Annotated in this window: 15 protein-coding genes; 6 read left to right on the top strand and 9 right to left on the bottom strand. The window is 66.0% G+C overall.

Going from position 1 to position 21493, the window contains the following annotated elements:
* Nucleotides 1-140: 140 nt before the first annotated feature.
* Nucleotides 141-1139 carry a hypothetical protein gene (locus Pla108_RS16510; protein ID WP_146446078.1) on the bottom strand — a complete coding sequence of 333 codons (999 nt, stop codon included), beginning with the start codon at nt 1137-1139 and terminating at the stop codon, nt 141-143.
* 122 nt (nt 1140-1261) lie between these two features.
* Between Pla108_RS16510 and dnaE the strand changes: the two genes are divergently transcribed.
* Nucleotides 1262-4903 carry a DNA polymerase III subunit alpha gene (gene dnaE / locus Pla108_RS16515; protein WP_146446079.1) on the top strand — a complete coding sequence of 1214 codons (3642 nt, stop codon included), beginning with the start codon at nt 1262-1264 and terminating at the stop codon, nt 4901-4903.
* Nucleotides 4904-5013: 110 nt separating this feature from the next.
* Nucleotides 5014-5481, top strand: coding sequence for a transposase (locus Pla108_RS21660; protein ID WP_146446080.1), 468 nt, complete (start codon nt 5014-5016; stop codon nt 5479-5481).
* A gap of 84 nt (nt 5482-5565) precedes the next feature.
* Here the strand turns inward: Pla108_RS21660 and Pla108_RS16525 are convergent, their stop codons facing one another.
* The 6 genes from Pla108_RS16525 to Pla108_RS16550 form a co-directional block, all read right to left on the bottom strand.
* Nucleotides 5566-8853, bottom strand: a complete 3288-nt coding sequence (locus tag Pla108_RS16525) for a valine--tRNA ligase (RefSeq protein ID WP_146446081.1) — start codon at nt 8851-8853, stop codon at nt 5566-5568.
* A gap of 201 nt (nt 8854-9054) precedes the next feature.
* On the bottom strand, nt 9055-9594 hold the full coding sequence (locus Pla108_RS16530; RefSeq protein WP_146446082.1) for a DUF1697 domain-containing protein: 540 nt from the start codon (nt 9592-9594) through the stop codon (nt 9055-9057).
* 124 nt (nt 9595-9718) lie between these two features.
* Nucleotides 9719-11296, bottom strand: coding sequence for a citramalate synthase (gene cimA, locus Pla108_RS16535; protein WP_146446083.1), 1578 nt, complete (start codon nt 11294-11296; stop codon nt 9719-9721).
* A 107-nt stretch (nt 11297-11403) separates the two neighbouring features.
* On the bottom strand, nt 11404-11889 hold the full coding sequence (locus Pla108_RS16540) for a Uma2 family endonuclease (RefSeq protein ID WP_146446084.1): 486 nt from the start codon (nt 11887-11889) through the stop codon (nt 11404-11406).
* A 170-nt stretch (nt 11890-12059) separates the two neighbouring features.
* Entirely contained in the window at nt 12060-12584 is a 525-nt protein-coding gene (locus Pla108_RS16545) for a hypothetical protein (protein WP_146446085.1), read from the bottom strand.
* Between the two features lie 112 nt (nt 12585-12696).
* Nucleotides 12697-15675: a DNA translocase FtsK gene (locus tag Pla108_RS16550; RefSeq protein ID WP_146446086.1), complete on the bottom strand. Its 2979-nt coding sequence runs from the start codon at nt 15673-15675 to the stop codon at nt 12697-12699.
* A 308-nt stretch (nt 15676-15983) separates the two neighbouring features.
* Here Pla108_RS16550 and Pla108_RS16555 point away from each other — a divergent pair, with 308 nt between their 5' ends.
* Nucleotides 15984-17165, top strand: coding sequence for a hypothetical protein (locus Pla108_RS16555; RefSeq protein ID WP_146446087.1), 1182 nt, complete (start codon nt 15984-15986; stop codon nt 17163-17165).
* 30 nt (nt 17166-17195) lie between these two features.
* A complete protein-coding gene (locus Pla108_RS16560) occupies nt 17196-18188 on the top strand; it encodes a hypothetical protein (RefSeq protein ID WP_146446088.1) in 993 nt (330 codons plus the stop codon).
* Between the two features lie 181 nt (nt 18189-18369).
* Here the strand turns inward: Pla108_RS16560 and truB are convergent, their stop codons facing one another.
* A complete protein-coding gene (gene truB / locus Pla108_RS16565) occupies nt 18370-19281 on the bottom strand; it encodes a tRNA pseudouridine(55) synthase TruB (RefSeq protein ID WP_197526636.1) in 912 nt (303 codons plus the stop codon).
* Between the two features lie 85 nt (nt 19282-19366).
* Nucleotides 19367-20032 carry an O-methyltransferase gene (locus tag Pla108_RS16570; protein ID WP_146446090.1) on the bottom strand — a complete coding sequence of 222 codons (666 nt, stop codon included), beginning with the start codon at nt 20030-20032 and terminating at the stop codon, nt 19367-19369.
* A 175-nt stretch (nt 20033-20207) separates the two neighbouring features.
* Between Pla108_RS16570 and rsmG the strand changes: the two genes are divergently transcribed.
* Entirely contained in the window at nt 20208-20954 is a 747-nt protein-coding gene (rsmG, locus tag Pla108_RS16575) for a 16S rRNA (guanine(527)-N(7))-methyltransferase RsmG (RefSeq protein ID WP_197526637.1), read from the top strand.
* 169 nt (nt 20955-21123) lie between these two features.
* Nucleotides 21124-21471, top strand: a complete 348-nt coding sequence (locus Pla108_RS16580; protein ID WP_146446092.1) for a DUF3467 domain-containing protein — start codon at nt 21124-21126, stop codon at nt 21469-21471.
* The last annotated feature ends 22 nt before the right edge of the window (nt 21472-21493 follow it).

Genomic DNA, 21493 nt, shown 5'->3' on the forward strand with positions numbered 1-21493 from the left:
TCTCCCTCGGCAACACGACCGGCCATGACGACGCTCCGCGGTGGGGGGACGGAATCACCCCACTCTACCGACGCCCCCTTCTTCGCGCAAGCTGCTTGGGAACGAATTTCTAACTCAGGACACTAGCCGCGGGTAGCCTCTCAGTACGGTTCCGGTTGGATCCACTCGCCGTACGCCGCCGGCGGTTTGAGGCCCGGCCAGCCGGCGGGCGTTTGGCCCAAGAGCGGAGCGTGCACGAGTCCGTTCATGTCTCCCACCAGCCGGGTGTGAAGGATCTTGTTCTCGGGGTTGGCGTGCACCTCGCTGCGGAAGCGGCCGCCCCAGCCGACGGTCCGTGTGAAAGGTTCTTCGGTCGCCGTGACGAGCGGCTTCGCGGCGGCGAACGCTTGGTGCATCCGCTCGGTGGCGCGGAACGTGCCGCCGGTCGGGCCGACAACCTTCTTGCCTTCGAATGTGATTTCGCGGTCGTCGTAAGCAATGACGATGAGGCGTCGCCCGTCGCCCGGTGCGTCGAGCCACGCCCGTAGTTTGGCGTCGTGCAGCGCCGCGTCGAACGAGTAGTTGGCGTCGAGATAAGCGATCCGGTCGAGCCAGTCGGGCAGAGCGTCGCTGCCTTCGATGACGCCCCACAGAAGACTCCCGCCACCGGAGTGGGCGGCGAGCGTCACCTTCGCGTCGGCGCCGCCAAAACGCTCGCGCCACGCGGCGAGCTTCTCGGCGATGATCGCGTTGGCGCCGTCGTGCGTTGCCCGCCACTGGGGCCAACTCAGGCCGTTCGCTTCCACCACCATGAGCACGATCCGCTCCCCCGGGAGCATCGACCGCAGCATCCGCGTCTGGGCCGCGATGTGCTGGATCTCGTAACGCCAGTGCCGGCCGCCCCCCGGGGCGCAGCCGAGCGTCTGCTCAAGCGTGTTGCCGTTGGGGGTGGCGAAGACGAGCACCCGGGTCGGACGGCCGTCGGCGTTGGTAGGCTCGTTGACGTGGATGCGGATGTCCGGCGCTTCGTCGAAGGTGACCACCCGTTCGGGGAACCACTCCGAGGGGGTCCAAGCGAGCGATTCGTCTTGCGCGGTCGCGCAGTTGGCGAGCGTTAGGCAGACGGCGGCCGCGGCGGCGGATTGGAGAACGGAGCGCATGGCCGCCATCTTAGCAGCGGTCGCGAGGCTTCGGGTGCAGGCGGCCGGGAATCCCTTATCATGGAGCCGCCGGGGCCGAGGACGGCCCGGCTCGCTACCCGCCTTCTGCCCGCTGATTTGCTATGGACGCTGTTGTTAAGCCGTTCGTTCACCTCCACTGCCACAGCCACTACTCGCTGCTCGACGGCGCGAGCCCCGTGAAGAAGCTCGTCGCGCGAGCGAAAGAGCTCGGCATGAACGCCCTGGCGCTCACCGACCACGGCAACCTCTACGGCGCGCTGGAGTTCTACAAGGCGTGCAAGGACGCCGGCATCAACCCGATCGTCGGCTACGAAGCCTACATCGCCCCCGGGAGCCGCTTCGATAAAGAGGGCGCCTCCCGCAGCAAGGAGGCGGCCTATCACCTCACGCTGCTGGCGAAGAACCGCGACGGCTTCCGCAACCTCGTGAAGATGGCGAGCAGCGCCTATCTCGAGGGCTTCTACCACAAGCCGCGGATCGATAAGGAGCTGCTCGAGGCCCATAACGAGGGGATCATCTGCCTGTCGGGCTGCGTCTCGGGCGAGCTCTCGAAGCACCTGCTCAGCGGCGCGAGCGCCGACGAGGCGCTGGCCCGCGGCTCGGAGGTGACCGGGTGGTTCAGCCGCGTGTTCGGCGACCGTTATTTCCTCGAGGTGCAAGACAACGGCGTCGAGATCCAACGCGCCGCCAAGGAGCTGACGGTCGAGCTCGCCAACCGCCAGGGGCTGCCGCTGGTCGCGACGAGCGACGCCCACTACGTCAACCAAGAGGACGCCGAGGCGCAGGACGTCCTGCTCTGTATCAACACGGGGCGTTACCGGACCGACACCAACCGGATGAAGATGGAGGGGGACCAGTTCTACCTCCGCAGCCCCGAGGACATGTACGCGGCGATGCCCGACGTGGCCGACGCCGTCGCCCGCAGCCAGCAGATCGCCGACTCGTGCGAACTCGATCTCGAACTGGGCAAGCGCTACTTCCCGACCTTCACAGCGCCCAATAAGCCGGGGCCCGACATCAAGGCCTCGGAGGCCTACCTCCGCGAGCTCGTGATCGGCGGCCTCAAGGAACGCTACGCCAAAGTCCCCGAGCGCTGGCGGGACGGAGACGTCGCGACCGGCGAGCTGTCCGACGAGGTGATGGCCCGCATCGATCGCGAACTAGGCGTCATCAACAAGCTCGGCTTCCCCGATTACTTCTTGATCGTCTGGGACTTCGTCCGCTTCGCGGTTGAGAAGGGCATCCCCTCCACGGCGCGTGGTTCGGGAGTCGGCTCGATCGTCTGCTACGCGCTGCGGATGAGCCACGTCTGTCCGCTGAAGTACGACCTCCTGTTCGAGCGGTTCCTCGACGAGAGCCGCCTCGAAGCGCCCGATATCGATATCGATTTCTGCAAAGAACGCCGCGGCGAGGTCATCCAGTACGTCAAGGACAAGTACGGCGAGGCGAACGTCGCCCAGATCGGCACGTTTGGGACCCTCGCGGCGCGGGCCGCGATCAAGGACGTCGGCCGGACGATGTCGATGCCGATCTTCCGCGTCGACCAGATCACGGCGATGATCCCCGAGCAGTTGGGCATCTCGCTCGAGAAGGCGCTAGAGACTTCGGAAGAACTGAAGAAGGCGTACGAGGGCGACCCCGAGATCCGCGAGCTGCTCGACCTCGCCATGAAGGTCGAGGGCCTCGCCCGCAACGTCGGCACCCACGCCGCGGCGGTCGTCATCAGCGAGAAGCCGGTCGACGAGTACGTCCCGCTCCAGCGGGTGAAGGGGAAGACCGAGGTCATCACCCAGTGGGCGATGAACGACGTCGAGGCGGCCGGCCTCTTGAAGATGGACTTCCTCGGCCTGCGGAACCTGACGATCCTCGCCAAGAGCATCGAGCTGATCGAGCAATCGACCGGCGAGCGGGTCGATCCCTACGAGTTTCCGCTCGACGATCGCGAATCTTACGCGCTGCTTCAACGGGGCGAGACCAAGGGCATCTTCCAGCTCGAGTCGGGCGGCATCCGCGACCTCTTGCAGCGGATGAAGCCCGACAAGTTCAACGACATCATCGCGACCGCCGCGCTGTACCGACCCGGGCCGCTCGAAGGGGGCATGGTCGATCAGTACATCGAGGTCAAGCACGGCCGCCAGCCGGCCGAGTACCCGCACCCGGTGATGGAGGAGATCCTCGAAGAGACCAACGGCGTCATGGTCTACCAAGAGCAGGTGATGCGGATCCTCAACCTCCTGGGCGGGATCCCGCTCTCCAGCGCGTACAGCTGTATCAAGGCGATCAGCAAGAAAAAGCTGCCGATGATCGCCAAGTTCTGCGAGGAGTTCCTCAAGGGCGCCCAGGAGCAAGGCCTCGACAAGAAGCGGGCCGAAGAGCTCTTCGAGATGATCAAGAAGTTCGCCGGCTACGGCTTCAACAAGAGCCACTCGACGGCGTACGCCCTGATCGCCTACATGACCGCCTACCTCAAGGCGCACTACCCGGTGCAGTTCATGGCGGCCCTCCTGTCGGGCGACATCCCGGGCCGCAACTTCAAGAGCAAGGACGCCCTCGTCGAGCACCTCGAGGACTGCACGCGGATGGGGATCACCGTCGAGCCGCCGACGGTCAACACCAGCGATGTCGACTTCGCGGTCGTCGCCAACGACTCCACCGAGCAGGCCGAAGGCGAGTCGAAGCACAACTTCAAGATTCATTTCGGCCTCTCCGCCATCAAGGCGTGTGGCGGCGGCGCGGCCGACGCGATCGTCGCGGCCCGCAAGAAGGACGGCCCCTTCAAGGACCTCTACGACTTCTGCGAGCGGGTCGACCCGCAGTCGTGCAACCGCTCGACGATCGAGACGCTCATCAAAGCCGGCGCGATGGACGTCTTCGGCGCCAATCGGGCGTCGCTGATGGCCGGCATCGACAAGGCGATGCAGGCGGGCGCCGCGGTGCTGGCCGACCGCCGCAGCGGCCAGAAGGGGCTGTTTGGCGACGAGGTCGAGGCCGACAACGCCCCCGCGCCGCTGCCCCAAGTCCCCGAGATGGACGAGAAGGAGCTGCTCATCCTCGAAAAGGAGGTGCTCGGCTACTACTTGTCGAGCCACCCGCTCGCCGAGCACGAGAAGACGCTCCGCACGTTCTGCTCGCACAGCAGCACGCAGGTCGGCAATCTCGAGCATCGCACCGAGGTCGTGATGGGGGGCATGCTGGCCGCCATCAAGATGTCGCACACCAAGAACCCCAAGCCCGGCATGCCGTCGAAGTACGCCATGTGGGACCTCGAGGATATGGACGGCATCATGCGCTGCATCCTCTGGCCCGAGCAGTTCGCCCAGTTCGGCCAGCTGGTCGTGGGCGACGCGATCGTCGGCGTCCGCGGCGCCATCGACCGCCGCCCCGGCGCCGAGGAAGTGAACCTCATCGTCAACGAGCTGATGCCGATCGAAGAGCTCTCCGAGCGCTACACCAGCGGCGTGGTGATCAGCGTCCGCGAGGCGGACGGTGTCGAGCGCCTCGAATCGCTCCGCGAAATTCTCCGCGGCTACCCGGGCACGAAGACTCTCAAGCTAGCGCTGTCGCTCGACGACGGCGGCCGGGTGCAGCTCGACTGCCCGAAGGGAGTCGAGCTCGGCCAAGAGCTCCGCACCCGCGTCGACGACCTGCTAGGCCCCGGCGCGTTCCGCCTCACCGGCGGCGCGCCACCGGCGAAGGCGCCGCAGGGCAAGAAGTGGGGCAAACGCGAACCGGCCCGGTCGTAAGTTCTTGAGCCGTACGCGCTAGCGTCGGGCGATTACAGGACAAACTCCGCCCCTTCGATCGCCCGACGCTAGCGCGTACGGCTCAAACGGCTCGTGATTATCATAGGGGCATGTCCGACTATGCCGGATTCCTGATCACCTGGACCACGTACGGGACATGGCTTCCTGGCGACGTTCGGGGGTGGCGTGAGCGCAGCCAAGGCGTCCAACCAGCGCGGCCGCAGCTCGAATCGTGGTGTCGCGATCGGCTGGCTCACGATGCGGTGGTGTTACGAACAGGTGATCGTGACACTGTTGAAGATGCTTGCCGAGAGCACTGTCGGTTCCGAGGCTGGGAGTTGTTGGCGGTAAACGCTCGCTCGAACCACGTTCACGTTGTCATCGCCGCCTCGGTTTCGCCGCAGACGGTACGGGATCAACTGAAGGCCAACTGCACACGGCGTCTCCGTACGCAGACCGAACCGCTAGTCGTTGAAAGAACTTGGAGCCGTGGGGGTGATTGCCAAGTCTTGCCGAACGAGGAGGCGTTGGCGGACGCCGTGGCGTACGTCCTCGAAGGACAGGATCGCCAACATTGAGCCGTACGCGCTAGCGTCGGGCGATCGAAGGAGCGGAGTTGGTCCTGGAATCGCCCGACGCTAGCGCGTACGGCTCAAGCAAAGCTACAGCTTCGCGAGCGCCGCCTTCACCGCCGCTAGTTGTGACTCGGCCTCGGCGAGCTTCGTCCGCTCCGCTTCGACCACCGCGGCGGGGGCGCCGCTGACGAACTTTTCGTTCGCGAGCTTGCCCTTCACGCCGCCGATGTACTTGGCGAGGTTCGCTTGCTCCTTGGCGAGGCGGGCCTTCTCGGCCTCGACATCGATGAACGCGGCGACGTCGACGTGGACCTCGATCGGGCCGAGCGGCTTGCTGGCGGCGATGTTGGGCGTCTTGGCGTCGGGGCCGAGTTCGATCGCAGTCGCCCGCGCCATTTGCGTGAAGTAGGGCTGCATCGGCCGCAGCAGCTCGGCGGTCGTCGCGTCGCACTTCACGGTGAACTCGACCGGCTCCTTCGGCGGGATCTGCTGCCCCTGCCGGACTTCACGCACCGCGCCGAGGACCGCCTGGAACTTGGCGAACTGCTCCTCGATCGTCTTGTCGATCGCCGCGGCGTCGCTCTCGGGCCACGGCGCGACGCAAACCGACTCCCCTGCTTGTAGAGGGCCCGCCCCAGCCGCGGCCGGGAGGCCACGGACGGGGGCCACTTCGCCGAGCAAATGCCAAACCTCTTCGGTCAGGAACGGCGTCATCGGGTGCAGCAGCCGCAACAGCACGTCGAGCGCGTGAGCCAGCACCGCCTGGGCGACCTGCTTGTCGGCGCCCTCCTCGGCCCCGTCATTGGGAGAGTCCAGCCGCGTCTTCGTCATCTCGATATAGAAACTGCAGAACTCGTTCCAGGCGAAGTCGTACAGCGTCCGGGCCGCGTCGGCGAAGCGGTACTCGTCGAGGGCGCTGGAGACCTCGGCGGTGACGGTGGACAGGCGGCTGAGGAGCCAGCGGTCTTCGATGCGGAGGTCGTTCGTGGCGCCACCGGTGTCGGTCGCACCGCGACCCGGTGAGCCGTCGGCGCTAGCCGCGGGTGAATAACCCTCCAGGTTCGTCAGCGCAAAACGGCTGGCGTTCCACAACTTGTTACAAAAATTCCGCCCCAACTCAAAGCGCTCGCTGGTGACCGGCCCGCGCGGCAGCGCCAGGTCCTCGGGCTTCTCGGCCCACTGGGTGCGGAACGCCTCGTTGCACTGCGGGCACTCGACGCGGGGCTGGACGCGGTTCTTCTTGGTCTGCGGGACGTTGGTGTCGCAGTTGGGACAGACGAACTCGACCGGCAGCCGCACGTCTTGTGTTTCAGTGGTGAGGTAGGCGATGCCGAACCGCAGGGCGTCCGCACCAAACTGTTCGATCACGTCGAGCGGATCGACGCCATTCCCCTTCGACTTGCTCATCGTCTCGCCGAAGCCGTCGAGGATCTTGGGGTGGATGTAGACCTCGGGGAACGGCACCTCGTCGAGCAGGTACTTGCCCATTAGCACCATGCGGGCGACCCACAGCGTGATGATGTCGCGCGAGGTGACGAGCGTCGAAGTCGGATAGAACGCTTTCAGTAAGTCGGTCTGCTCCGGCCAGCCCATCGTCGAGAAGGGCCAGAGGGCGGAGCTGAACCAGGTGTCGAGGACTTCTTCGTCTTGAGAAAAGCCACAATGATCGGCTTCGAGCGCTTCCTGCACGGATTTCCCATCGCTGTATTCGTGCTGCAGCGATTCATCGTCGGCTGGACAGATTTTGAAGTTCCAACTTTGGCGTGTGTTGAACTCGAAGTCGTTTATGTCCGAGACAGCTGCACCATCTACTTCGGCATAACCCGCAACTCTCCCATTTCCGAGCTGGAGCGCTCGTTTGAACCGGGTTGGTTGCGTACTAGACCCCATCTCACGTACTGAGCCAGTGATAGCGTCCTTTCTAAATTCCCAAACCGGAATCCGATGACCCCACCACAACTGCCGGCCCACGGGCCAGTCACGTTTCTCACTTAGCCAGTCGAGGTAGGTCTTGCTGTAACGCTCGGGGATGATCTTGGTCTTGCCGTCGGTGACGGCGTCCATTGCTGACTGCGCGAGCTCGTCCATCTTCACGAACCACTGGTCCGCCAGGTACGGCTCGATCGGCGTCTTGCTGCGGTCGCTGTGGGCGAGGTCGATGAGGCGGTCCTCGACGTCCTTTTCGGGGTCGTGGCAGCCGGCCGCTTCGAGGTCGGCCAGCACCGCCTTGCGGGCCTGTGGCATGGTCAGGCCGCGGTACGGCTCGGGGACGCTGTCGGTGAGCGTGCCGTCACGCTCCATGATGTTGATCGCGCCGATCTCGGGGTGACGGCCGTAGACGTCGTAGTCGTTCGGGTCGTGCGCCGGGGTGATTTTGACGCAGCCGGAACCGAGTTCGGGCTTGGCCCACTCGTCGGCGATCAGTGGGATCTTCCGGTCACACAGCGGCAGCGTGAGCATCACGCCGCGCGCCGCCATGTCGCGCAGTTGGATCAGCTTCGGCAAGAGCGTCTTGCGGCGCTCGGTGAGGGCTTCGAGTTGCTTCTCGATCGGCGCCTTTTCCTTGGCGGGAGCGGCGGCGAGTTTTTCTTTGAGTTCGGCTTCGACCTTGTCGAGTTGCGCGGCGGGGTCGGGGTGGACGGCGACGGCGGTGTCGCCGAGCATCGTCTCGGGGCGCGTCGTGGCGATCGTGACGTGCGTCGGCTCGCCGGGCTGCGGGTCGATCACCGGGTAGTGGAACGACCAGAAGTTGCCCTTGGTCTCCTCGTGAAAAACCTCGTCGTCGGAGACGGCGGTCTGGAGGAACGTGTCCCAGTTCACGAGCCGCTTGCCGCGATAGACCTTGCCGTCGCTGAACAGCTTGAAGAAGGTTTCACGCACCGCGCGGGCGCACTGGTCGTCGAGCGTGAACCGCTGCCGCGCCCAGTCGCAGCTGGCGCCGAGCTGCTTGAGCTGGCCGGTGATCCGCTCTTCGTACTGCGCCTTCCATTGCCAGATGCGATCGACGAGGCCTTCGCGACCCAGATCGTGGCGGCTCTTGCCTTCCTCGGCCAGGATGCGCCGTTCGACGACCGCCTGGGTGGCGATCCCGGCGTGGTCGGTGCCCGGCATCCAGAGGACCTCGTAGCCCTGCATCCGCTTGCGTCGGCAGAGGATGTCCTGGAGCGTGTTGTTGAGGGCGTGCCCCAGGTGCAGGGCGCCCGTCACGTTCGGCGGCGGGATGACGACCGAGTAGGGCTTTTTCTTGCCCGCTAGCACCGGCGCGGGGTCGGCGTGGAAGTACTGCTTCTCCTCCCAGAACGCGTACCACTTCGCCTGGGCGGCGTGGTGGTCGTAGGCGGAGGGGAGCGACTGGAGGTCGGTTTTCGTCGGCATCGTACGCGGCGGTGAAATCAGACAGGATCGATAGGATCAACAAGGATCGCTGATGAGGCCGAGCGCGACCAGCGGGGCCGCCAAGCGAGCCGGCAGCGAGCCGGGAGACGTGAGTCCCCGGAGTGAGGCGGGTACACGGGTTCCTCCGGGGACTGACGTCTCCCGGCTCGCTGTTAAGCGTCCGGCTTGCGTAGCGCTTGCTTAGATTTCCTCCGCCAGCCGGCCCAGCTCGGCGACCGTCCGCCAGTTGCGGGCCGTCACCTCGACGCCGAGCAGCTTTTCGGCTCGGGCGGCGAGCCGCGAGCGGCCGACCCCGTCGGGGGCGTGCAGGTAAAAGACCCGGCCGGCCAGGTGGTAGCGCTCGCTGGGCGCCGGCAGCCGGCTGAGGCCATCCATGTCGGGCGCCTTCGGCTTGGCGGCGAGGAAGTAGGCGTGGAGCGACTTGGGGTCGTCGACGGCGTCGGGGAACGGGTTGTCGTCGATGGCGTCCGCCCACTGGTCGGCCGAATAGGCCTGCACGGCGGGGCGGAAGCCGTGCCGCTCTTCGAGCTGCTCGCCAATCGCCGCCTGCAAGCGGCCGGCCGAACGCTGGGACGAACGCAGCACGGCGTTACCGCTCTGGATGTAGGTCCGCACCTCTTCGCAGCCGAGCTCGGCGAGGTCGGCGGCCCACGCCTTCATCGGCAATTTCCCCTTGCCGCCGACGTTGACGCCACGCAGCAGGACGATCCAGGTGGGCATCGGCTCGTTCGGTCTCGTGGTGAAGAGAATGAGAGCAGCGAGCCGGGAGACGTCAGTCCCCGGAGTGAAGCGGGTACACGGGTTCCTCCGGGGACTGACGTCTCCCGGCTCCCTAGAAAGAAAGCTACGCCTCGTCCTTGCAGAGCTTGTACTCGATGGAGTCGCAGAGCGCTTCCCAGCTGGCCTGGATAACGTTCTCGTCGACGCCGACGGTGCCCCACGTTTGGCCATCGGCGTCGCGCGACTCGATGACGACGCGGACGCTCGCGGCGGTGGCCGCCTCGCTGTTGATGACGCGGACCTTGTAGTCGACGAGCGACATCTTGGCGAGGTTCGGGTAGTGGTCCTTGAGCGCTTTGCGGAGGGCGCCGTCGAGGGCGTTGATCGGGCCGTCCCCTTCGGCGACGCGGTGCTCGACCTCGCCGGCGACGAGCAGCTTGACCGTCGCTTCGGTCAGCGGCCCTTCGTGGGCGTGGGCGCCGCCGCGGTTCTCGCTGGTGACGTGGTACTTCTCGAGATCGAAATGCGGCGTAAAGGTGCCCGCCAGTCGCCGCACCAACAGCGCGAACGACGCCTCGGCCGCCTCGTACTGGTAGCCGCGGTTCTCGCGGTTGACGACCTCTTCCAAGACCCGGGCCATCAGGTCCTTGTCCTCGGCGAGGCCCATCTTGGTCGTCGTCGCGATGATGTTCGACCGGCCGGAGAGCTCGCTCACCAAGACCCGGCGTTCGTTGCCGACCGACTCGGGCGGGATGTGCTCGTAGCTGTGGGCGACGCGATTGACGGCCGCCACATGCATGCCCCCCTTGTGGGCGAACGCGCTGGGGCCAACGAACGGCTGGTTGTTGCGCCGCAGCAGGTTGCCGATCTCGTAGACATACCCCGACAGCTCGGCCAACCGGGCGATCCGCTCGGGGTCGAGGACCTGGTAGCCAGTCTTCTTGAGGGCCAGATTGGCCGCCGCGGAGATCAGGTCGGCGTTGCCACAGCGCTCGCCGAGCCCGTTGATGGTCCCCTGCACCTGGATCGCGCCGGCGTCGACGGCGGCGAGCGTGTTGGCGATCGCCAGCTCGCTGTCGTTGTGCGTGTGGATCCCCAGCGGGACCGCGACCGCGGCGGCGGCTTCTTTCGTCAGTTGGGCGATCTCTTCGGGCAGCGAGCCGCCGTTGGTGTCGCACATGACGATCCGCATGGCGCCGGCGTCGGCGGCGGCTTGGATAGTCTTCGCGGCGTAGGCGGGGTTCGATTTCCAGCCGTCGAAGAAGTGCTCGCAGTCGTAGATCACCTCGCGGCCGATCGACACAAAGTAGGCGATCGTCTCGGCGATCATGTCGAGGTTCTCTTGCTCGCTGACGCGGAGCACCTCGGCGACGTGGAAGTCGCTGGTCTTGCCGACGATGGTGATGACGGGCGCCTCGCTCGCGACAAGCGACTGCAGGCCCGGATCGTCGGCCGGCTTGACGCCCTTGCGGCGGGTCATGCCGAAGGCGCACGCTTTGGAGTGCTTGAGGGGCTCTTTGGCGAGACGCTGGAAGAACTCGGCGTCTTTCGGGTTGGAGCCCGGGAAGCCCCCTTCGACGAAGTCGAACCCCATGTCGTCCAGGCGCCGGGCGATGGCGATCTTGTCTTCGAGGGAGAAGTTCACCCCCTCGCCCTGGGCGCCGTCGCGGAGCGTCGTGTCGTAGAGTTCGATCTTGGTCATTGGGCCGTCAGCTATCGGCTGTCAGCTGCAGCCGGTTAAAAAGGTCGCCCTACCTACACGGGAAGGCTTCCTGGGGCAGAAGGTTCGACCCCGAGACTCGTTTGGAGCTAGGGATGGCGAAGCGCCACATGCGTTGGAAAGCCTGGCGCCAACCGGGACAGATCGACGACCCCCGATCGGTCGAAGAAAGTCATGTCGCCGGATAGGCCACAGGTCCAGACCTCGGTCGCCCCGCTCTGGAAGTAGAGGTCCTTCTTCTCGTCGATTTCTTGGCGTGTGTTCGACGCAGAGAGCACCTCGACACAGACTTCCGGCGCCTCGGTCATCGGATCGAAGTCAGCTTGGCGGGCGAGTAGCCCTTCGCTCGCCCAAACGACATCGGCGACCTTGGTCCCTAAGGTGGTGGCGATCGGGCACTCGACAAACGCCTCACCTCCCGTCAGATGCTCTTCCAGCAGTCTCTCAATCCGGCTCTGACGGCGGGAGTGGCGTCGCGAGGCGGGGCTCATCACAATTTGGCCGTACTGGTTGGTTTCGATCTTGTACGGCAAGTCGTGCAGCGACGGGTCGGCGAGGATTTCGGACCATTCCATAGCGACGGGACTGCCAAACTTGAAGGGGAAACGGCGGGTCGGCTCATTCTAGCAACTGGGGGCGACACCGGTGAGCCAAACGGCGTGTGGCCCGTAGCGCCCCGTCAACGAAAAAACCCCGGGGCTCGCGGCCCCGGGGCGGTGATTCTAACCGGCTTGGGGGCGTGGGCTTAGCCCGCGTAAATCACAATCGCCCCGCCGTGGACTCGGAAGACCACCGTCGCCGTGAAACCGCAGTCCCAAACCAGGTCGACTTTACCGCGGCCGAGGAGGCCGGTCGTCGGGTTGCAGACCCGCGGCTCGCCGGTGCAGCAGGCGGGGACGCAGAGCGGGACCTCGTAAAGCGTGCTGGTGCAGTCGGCCGGGTTGTCGACGCAGACCGAGACGTTCACACCGGGGCCGTAGCAGCGGTAGGCCCGCTTGGCCGAGAGCGTCGTGCGGTAATCGACGACCTCGATCGGGCAGCAGACCGGCCCGGCTGGCGTCGGGGCGGGGGCGGGGGCGACCGACATCTCGGCGACTTCGGCCGGCTCGGTCACTTCCGCCACGGGTTGGGGCTCGGGCGAAGGCTGCGCCTCGACGGGCGGTTGGGGTTCGGGCGGAACCTCGGCGAGCTCAGGGGTCTGAGCGACCGCGACCATCGTCAAGGCGACAGCGAGGAACGACGGCAGGGCGAAACGGATCAGGGTGGTCATGGCGGACTCCGCGGTTTGCGGTGACTGGGAGGTTCAACCCCAGTATAGCGGACAGTTGCCACCGCGCCGAAATGCCTGAACGCCTGGTCACGTCCCGCTTCGCCGGCCCGCGTCAGGCCGAGTCGGCGAGGCGGTTGCCTTCCGGTTCTTCGTCCTCATCCTCCTCATCCCACTCCTCGGCTTCTTCGTCCTCCGCTTCGTCTTCTTCGGCGCTGTCCTCCTCCTCGGCGTCCTCTTCTTCCTCATCAACCTCTTCTTCCTCATCAACCTCTTCGTATTCCCATTCGCCCTCTTCGTCGTCGGCCTCCTCCTCGTCGCCTTCGGCCTCTTCTTCGTCCTCGTCGACTTCTTCGTAGACCCACTCCTCGTCGTCGGCCAGCTCTTCCTCCTCAGCGTCCTCTTCTTCGGTGTCCTCCTCTTCAGCTTCGTCTTCCTCCCACGGCGCTGCGTCTTCTGAGGGAATGTCGGCGGGGGCGGCGGCGCTGGGCGGGGCTTTGATCGTCGGCGCGGCGGGCGCCTCGGCGTCGCCGGACGACATCGCCTCCCACTCCTCGGTCGAGATCATCACCTCGCGGGCCTGCGAGCCGTTGTACTCGCCGACGATGCCATCCTCCGCCATGAAGTCGATCAGCCGCGCCGCGCGGCCGTAGCCGATGCCGAGGCAACGCTGAAGCAGCGACACACTGCCGCGGCCTTCGCGGACAACGACATCGACGGCGGCCTCGTAGAGGTCGTCGCGGTTCTTGAGCATCCCCGGCGTCCCCGCCTCGACCGCCTCTTGCTCTTCCTTCGTCTTGAGCGTCATCAGCTCGGTCGCAAACCGCTGGTCGTCGGCGCCGACGCCGACAAAGTCCACCACGCGGGTGATCTCGTCGTCCGAAACATAAGTGCCCTGCCCGCGCAGCAGCATGCTCGTGCCGGGCGAGAGGAACAGCATGTCGCCGTTGCCGAGCAGCTTGTCGGCGCCCATCTCGTCGAGCACCACGCGGCTGTCGGTGCGGCTGGCGACCTGGAACGCGATCCGCGCCGGCAGGTTCGACTTGATCAGGCCGGTGATGACGTCGACCGTCGGCTTCTGCGTCGCCAGGATCAGGTGGATGCCAACCGCCCGACTCTTCTGCGCTAAGCGGATGATATGGGTCTCAACTTCTTTGCCGGCCGTCATCATCAGGTCGGCGATCTCGTCGGCGACGATGACGATGAACGGCAGTTGCTTCGGCACCAGGCTCCAGGTCGCCTCGTCCATCCGCTCGCCGTCTGCCGACTCGAGGCGTTCGCGCAGCTCTTCCTCGGTCAGTTGGTTGTAGGTCGAGACGTGCCGCACGCCGGCGCGCGCGAGCAGCGTGTAACGCTCCTCCATCTTGTCGACAGCCCAGCCGAGGATCGCCTCGGCCTTCTTCATATCGGTGACGACCGGGTGCATCAGGTGCGGCAGCTTCCGGTAGCCGGAGAGCTCGACCATCTTCGGGTCGATCATCAGCATGCGGACCTCGTCGGGTCCGCGCGTCATCAGGATCGACGTGATGATCGAGTTCAGACAGACCGATTTACCCGTGCCCGTGCGGCCGGCGATCAACAAGTGCGGCAACGCCGCCATGTCGACCACCATCGGGTTGCCGGCCACGTCCTTGCCCAAGAAGATCGGGATCTTCATCCGCCGGGCCTGGCCGTCGGTCTCCTCGATCACCTCACGCAGACGGACCACCTGCCGGGTGTCGTTTGGCGCCTCGATGCCGACGGTGTTTTTGCCGGGAATCGGCGCGACGATCCGCACGCTCGGCGCGCGGAGCGCGATCGCCAGGTCGTCCGCCAAGCCGGTGATCTTCGACAGCCGCAGGCCGGGCTCGAGCTCGACCTCGTACTGCGAGATGACCGGGCCGGTCTCGACCTCGACGACTTTGACGTTGAGGTTGAAGCTCTGGAACGTCTTCTCAAGGATCTTCGCCTTGCGCCGGACTTCCTTCTCGTGCTGGTCGTACGAGATCTCGTCGGCAGGCAGCAGCAGGTCGAGCGGCGGCAACTCGTAGTCGCTGGCGAACTCGGTCCGCTGGTCGGCCGCGTCGAGCGACTCGAGGATCTCTTCGCGATCGCTCTTCGGTTTCGGCTTCTTAACCGCCACCGCTTCCTTCGGCGCCGGCTCAGCGGGAGCCGCGTCGCTTCCGACCGCGGCCGCCTCACCAGACACCCCCGCCTCCTCCGCCGCCCCCTTACCACGCAGCGCCCCGGCGATCATGCCGCCGACCGCCGCCGCGGCGCCGGCGAGCTTCCCGGCGGGAGTCGTGACGGCCGGTCCTTCTTCCTCGGCTTCGTCCTCTTCCTCTTCGTACTCCCAATCCTCGTCGTCCTCGGCCTCGTCTTCTTCGTCCTCCTCGTACTCGTCCTCTTCGACTTCCTCGTCCGACGCCTCGGCGTCTTCTTCTTCGGCGTCGTCGTCTTCACCCGCCGCGACCGCGTCGAGGTCCGTCCGGCGGCCGAGCCGCTTCGCCGCGAACTCTTGCAGGCCGAGCCGCTCGGTGGCGGCTTGCGTCAGCTTGCCGGCGGCGACCAGCGTCTTGCCCGACGCGTTGGCCGTGTGGGCCGCGGCGCGGAACACGTAGTAGTCGGTCGCCAGCAGCAGCCCGGCGACGAGCATCACGGCGGCGATCAGCAGCGAGCCGGCTGTGGCGAAGTTCGCCCCCAGCCACGCCTGGGCCATCGCGCCGACATAGCCGCCGGCGCCAACCAGCGGCCCCGGGGACCAGCCGCGGAAGAGCAAGGCCGCCGCTGTCGAGACGCCCACCAGCGACAGCGTCCAGCCGAGGGTGCGGACCACCGGCTGATCGATCCGCCGCCGCCCGACCAGCAGCCCCGCGACAACCGCCAGCGACCCGCCCGCGTAGTAGGCGCCCAGGCCGAGCATTTCAATCAGCGAATGGGCGACCCACGCTCCGGCGGCGCCACAAGCGTTGTGAACCTGTTCGGCGGGGGGCCAAACGCTGCCGCCCGGCGGGTCGGCCGGGTCGTAAGTCACGAGCGCGATCGCCACGAGCATCGCCACAGCGGCGAGCGTGAGAGCGACCACGTCGAACTTCGGACTGCGTTCTTCGAACAAGAGGCTAGAAGCGGGAGGCTAAAGGCAAGAGACGAACGCCGCACAAAGCGAGCCGCGTCGTCCCGACGGCGGCGCAGGGGGTCGGCCCCAGCGCACTTCATCCGCATCGCCTAGCATCGGCCTGACGTAGGTCGCTCCACGACGCAATCCGCCGGCGCCGCTAGCAATGTCCCGAAAAGCCCTGACGGCACGACCAGCGCTACCCGTCTGACACTCGCAACCGGCCTCGGCGGGGAATTCGGGATGCCACAAGTAGCGGCGCCTGCTAGAAGGCGCCGCTCAATCCCCCACTGAGATCGCCCGTACGCATGCCCCGCTCTGCCCCGATCGCCGTTTGCGCTGTGATCGCGTCATTCGCTGGAGTGACGCCATCGGTTGGTCAGGACAATCCGGCGGCGTTCCAGCCGTTCTTCAGGATGGGGGCTTCGCCCGACTACCGGTCATCGAATCGTCAGTCGGCCCGTCTTTCCAGTGTTTCGTCGGGGACGAGCTCGACGCTGTACGTCGGCAACTACGGCACTGCGCCTTCGGATAACGTGGGAGCGGTCGGGTCCTACGCCGACGAACAGCTCCGTCAGGCCGACGACCTTGACGGTAACGGCCAGGCGGGCACCTTCCGGGTTCTCTCCGACGTCGATGGCGATGGCGATATCGAACCGGATGAGGTCATCGGCATCATCAACAACTTCGGCGACCTCCACACCTTCAACGTTTTCTACGATCAGCTTGTCGTCGAGTCGCATCGCGACTTCATGAGCTTCGAACTCATGAAGCAGCACCTTCTCTTCGGCGACCCCGGCGCTGATACGGCCGATACGGGGTGGCGTTTCGAGGCGTATCGGAACGAGTGGTCCGCCGCCGCCGGCGACGAGGTGCGCGGGACGTGGGGTCTGGCGCCAGAGCGCCTCGAGTCGATCGACAGGGGGTGGCTCCGCGACATCGCCGAGCAGAGCCGTTTCTCGCTCTACTCAACGGCCGGTCTACGCAGTCTGTTCGTCGACGACCGATTCTTCTTTCAGGGGACGGGGTCGATTCTCGGCCGTAGCGGGGTCGAGCAGACGATCGACCACGCTGTGGTGGGACCGCAGCTTGGTCTCGGCGCCGTTGCGGAGGCGTCGGTGTTCCGCTTCGAGGCGGTCGCCCTCGGGCTGGTTGGCTATGGCCGCGTCGAGAACCGACAGCGGGGCCTCTTCGGCGAGGAGGCGATCCCCGGCGCGCTCAATCGAGCGGCAACCGCCCGAACGTCCGCGTCGAGATACGCCTCCGACGAGGAGCAAGTCGCATGGCATGGCGAGACACGCCTTACGGGGAGCTGCCAGCTAACGCAGCGGCTGCGATTCGATGCGACATGGCGGTGGTTTGTGACCGGGCCCGTCTACGACGCCGCCAGCTCCATCGCGTGGAACGCCCCCGACTTTGGCTTCCAGCCGACCGCCGGCGACGCGGCCTACGGCAACGACTGGTTCCTCGGCCTGACCTACACGCACTGATAACGGATTTCGCCCCACCACTCTGACTGCATGCCCCGTCGCGTTCTCACCGCCGTGCTCCTTGCCTTCGCGCTAGCGACCGGCGCGCGGACGTCATCGGGGGAAGAAACACCCGATCGGCCGTTTCAAAGTTTCTTCCGCGTTGGTGGCGCAGCGTTTGTGCAGGGCGGGGGCAGTCCGTCGTTGTGGTCGTCGTCCACGACCGGCGCCGAGGTGACTAGCTTCGGCGATCTTCATACTTTTAACGTCTTCTTCGACAACGTCGAAGTAGGGACTTCGAGGGGTCCAAGCGGCGTCGAGCTGATGAAACAGCACGTGCTGTTCGCCGACGACACGAACACCTGGCGGTCGGGTTGGCGGGCCGACGGGGCGATCGAGGGCGTTTACGTTTCTGGCGGTGAAGAAGTCGTTGGCGCATGGCAGGTCTCTCCCGAAACCCGTCACGCCGCCGTCAGCGATGCCTTTCGTCACACACTCGAAGACGCCAGGTTCTCGGGATACACGACGGTTGGCGTTCGCTACGCCAAGCTCGAGGACGACTTCTCCTTCTTGGGACTCGGTTCGATCCTAGGTAAGACCAGTGTCGCCACCGAGATCGATCACAACCTCGTTGGCCCGCAGTTCGGCTTGGGGGCGGTTGCCGAGTCGGGCATGTGGCGGTTCGAAGGCGTGCTGTTGGCGCTGCTCGGTTACCAGCGGGTCGAGTACCAGCAGTACGGCCTATTCGGGGAAGAGGCGATTCCCGGCGCGCTTAATCGGTCGGCGGTTGCTAGGACGACCCGATCGAAGCAAGAGTATGGCGAGGAGAATTTCGCCCGGAATGGCGAAGTCCGCCTCACCGCGAGCTGCCAAGTTACGTCGAACGTACGCGTCGACGCGGGATGGCGCGGCGTTACCGCTAGCGAACTCCACAACGCGGCATCAGCGACGGCCTGGACCGCTCCCAGTTTCGGCATCAATCCGCAGGACGGGAAGTCGGAGACTTTCGACTACTGGACGTTTGGGCTGACGTACGTTTACTGACGTCACAAGTTGAAGGCTGCTCAGAGGGAGCAAAAAGAACCTTGTGGGAGGGGTTTCCCACCCCGATAACGCGCACCATGCCGCTGAGGCAAGGAGGCCGTCATCGGGGTCGGAGACCCCTCCCACAAGAAAGCGAAGACTCCTCCCACAGAAAGTGCAGTCCGGGGGAACCCCTGCCAACTCACTTAAAAACATGCGTCGGTTGCAGGCGGCCGTTCTTGCGGGGCTTGAGCAGGGCGATCAGCCGGCCGCTGACGTCGAACGCCGCCAGCTCGTCGCCGGGGGGCGCCTTGGGGCGGTCGAGGAAGCGGCCGTTGTGCAGTTCGCCGACCTCGTTGTAGCCGACCTCGATCCGCGGCAGGTCCGTGACCGCTAGGCCCGCAGGAAGGAGCAGGTCGACGACGGTCGCCTCGTCGATCGCGTCCATACTGACCGCGTCCTCGACCCGGAAGCCGCCGCTCTCGGTTCGCTCGAGCGCCGACATGACCGCTCCGCTCTCCAGCGACTGGGCCAGGTCCCGGCCGATCGCCCGGACGTAGGTGCCGCTGCCGCAGCGGATGTCGAGCACCAACTCGGGGTAGGTGTAACTCACCACTTCGATGCCGTAGATGCTCACCTCGCGTGCCTTCATCTCGGGCGCCTTGCCGGCACGGGCCAGGTCGTACGCCTTCTCGCCGCCGATCTTGATCGCCGAGTAGGCGGGCGGGACCTGCTCGATGTCGCCGACGAACGCCGGCAGCGCCGCCTCGATCTGCGCGAGCGTCGGCACGGGCGCGTCGGGCAGTTCGGTCGCCGGCAGCTCGGTGTCGTCGCTCGGGCTGGTGCGTCCCAAGAGGAACGCGCCCCGGTAGCGTTTCGGCTGCCGCTGCACGTGCTCCAGCAGCCGCGTCGCGGGGCCGACGCACAGCACCAGCACGCCGGTGGCGATCGGGTCGAGCGTCCCGGCGTGGCCGACCTTGGCCGCCTTCGACCCGTCGGCGCTCGCGATCTGCTTGAGCAGCCACTGCACGCGGTTCACCACGTCGCGCGACGTTTTGCCGGCGGGCTTGTTGACATTGAGCAGACCGAAGGGAGTCACCACAGAGCGAAACAAAGAGTAAATGGTAAGCGGAACGGCGCTAGCCGCCGGTGGAGCGTTCGGTTGACTACCGGCGGCTAGCGCCGTGCCGCTCACGCCGCTAAAGAACCACTGCCAGCGCCATCCCGTCGTGGCCCTTCTCGCCGACGGTTTGCAAGACGGTCGCACAGACACGCGACTCGTTCTCAAGCAGCTCGACGAGGCGGCGACAGCCGAGGACCGCGTCGTCGCGGCTCTCGGAGTCGGCGAGCTTGCCCTTGCGGACGACGTTGTCGACGACGATCAGGCTCCCCGGCCGGGTGAGCTTGAGGGCCCACCTAAAGTAGTCGGGGATCGACGGCTTATCGGCGTCGATGAAAACAAAGTCGAACGGCCCGGCGCCCTCTTGCTCGAGCACCGGCAACGACTCGATCGCCTTGCCGACGCGGAGATCGACCCGGTCGGCGACGCCGGCGTTCTCGAGGTTCTGCTGGGCCACCTGGGCGTGGTGCGGATCGGCCTCGAGCGTCACGACGCGGCCCCCCTCCGCCACCGATCGGGCGAGCCAGATGGTGCTGTACCCGCCGAGGGTGCCGATCTCAAGGACGTGCTTGGCGGCGACCGTCTTGGCCAGCACCTGCAGGAGTTTGCCCTGGACCGGCGTGACGGCGATCTCGGGCAGCCCCGCCGCGACGCTGGCCGCCCGGGCGGCTTCGAGCGCCCCGTCTTGCTTCACCAGGCGGGGGGCGAGGTAGTCGTCAACCGAGGTCCAGACGTCGTTGGCCATGCTTTCAGCGAAGAGTCAGTGGTGGGGGGCGAGTGTACGAGCGGGCGGAGATAAAGGATAACGGAAGCGAGCCGGGATGCGTCAGCTCCCGGGGGGGCCGGGTGCGTGCTTCGCTCCGGGAGCTGACGCTTCCCGGCTCGCTGACATTTATTCTGCACGACGACGTGAGATTCGATTGACGACTCCTGAAGAACCAACCGCCGACACGCCCGCCGACGGGCCGCTTTCCGACGGGCCGCTGGCCGACGCGCCGCTCGCCGAGGTGGCCGCCAGCTGTGGGCTTGAGCTTACGCCGGCGCAGGTGACGCGACTCGACGCCTACCGCAAGCTGCTCTGGTCGTGGAACGAGAAGCTGAATCTCACCCGTCACACAACGATGGAGAAGTTCGTCACCCGCGACCTTTTCGACACGATCCAGCTCTCGGCGCTGATCCCCGAGGGGGAGACGGTGCTCGATGTCGGCTCCGGCGGCGGCGTCCCCGGCATCCCGCTGGCGATCCTGCGGCCCGACCTGACGGTCCGGCTCTGCGAGTCGGTCAACAAGAAGGCGAATGTGCTGTTCGACATTGTCGAGCAACTCGGGCTCAACGTCACGGTCTACGCGGCCCGGGTTGAGGCGGTGGTCGAGCGTGGCTCGCAGGCTCCGCGGTTCGACACGCTAATTGCGCGGGGCGTGGCGCCGCTGTGGAAGTTCATGTTCTGGCTCCGCCCGCACCACGAACGGTGGGGACGGCTGCTCTTGATAAAAGGGCCGAGCTGGGTCGATGAACGCGCCGAGGCGCGGCATCGGGGACTCATGAAAGGTTTCGAACTCCGCCGTCTGGCCGAATACGAAGGCCCGCGCAACGCGGCGATCACCACTTTATTAACTGTCACTCGCGCCGAGGCGCCAGCCGCCGGCAAACGGGGCAAAAAGCGTTAATCGGATTGATTGTGACGGTTGTGTAGGCGCGCTCGAGGCAAGTCAAATCGGTTGCTGGTCAAGGCGTTGCGGCAGGGGTAAGCTTGCTCATGCTTTCTAAGTCGCGGCCGGCGTCGGCCGACCAATCACGACTCCATTCACGACTCGATTAGTAGCGAAGGAGACCCCCATGGCCGACAAGCCTGAGAACCCCGAAGTGAAGCCCGCCGCCGCCCCGCAAGGCGAAGCGCCAGCCCGCCAGCGCGTCGAGGTCGAAGACAAGGACGCGGTTTGCCTGTACGCGAACTTCTGTCGGGTTACCGGAACGCCCGAAGAGCTGATCCTCGACTTCGGCCTGAACTCGCAGCCGTACGGCGTGCCGACCGAGCCGGTGCAGGTCAAGCAGCGGATCGTCACGAACTACTACACCGCCAAGCGGATGCTGCAGGCGTTGCACATGTCGGTGCAGCGGCACGAGCAGGCCTTCGGCGTCCTCGAGACCGACGTGCAGAAGCGCGTCGTCAAGCAGCCCGGCTGATCGCCACGGGCGGCGCCGGCTG

Source organism: Botrimarina colliarenosi, assembly GCF_007859955.1.
In the GTDB taxonomy this organism is placed as follows: domain Bacteria; phylum Planctomycetota; class Planctomycetia; order Pirellulales; family Lacipirellulaceae; genus Botrimarina; species Botrimarina colliarenosi.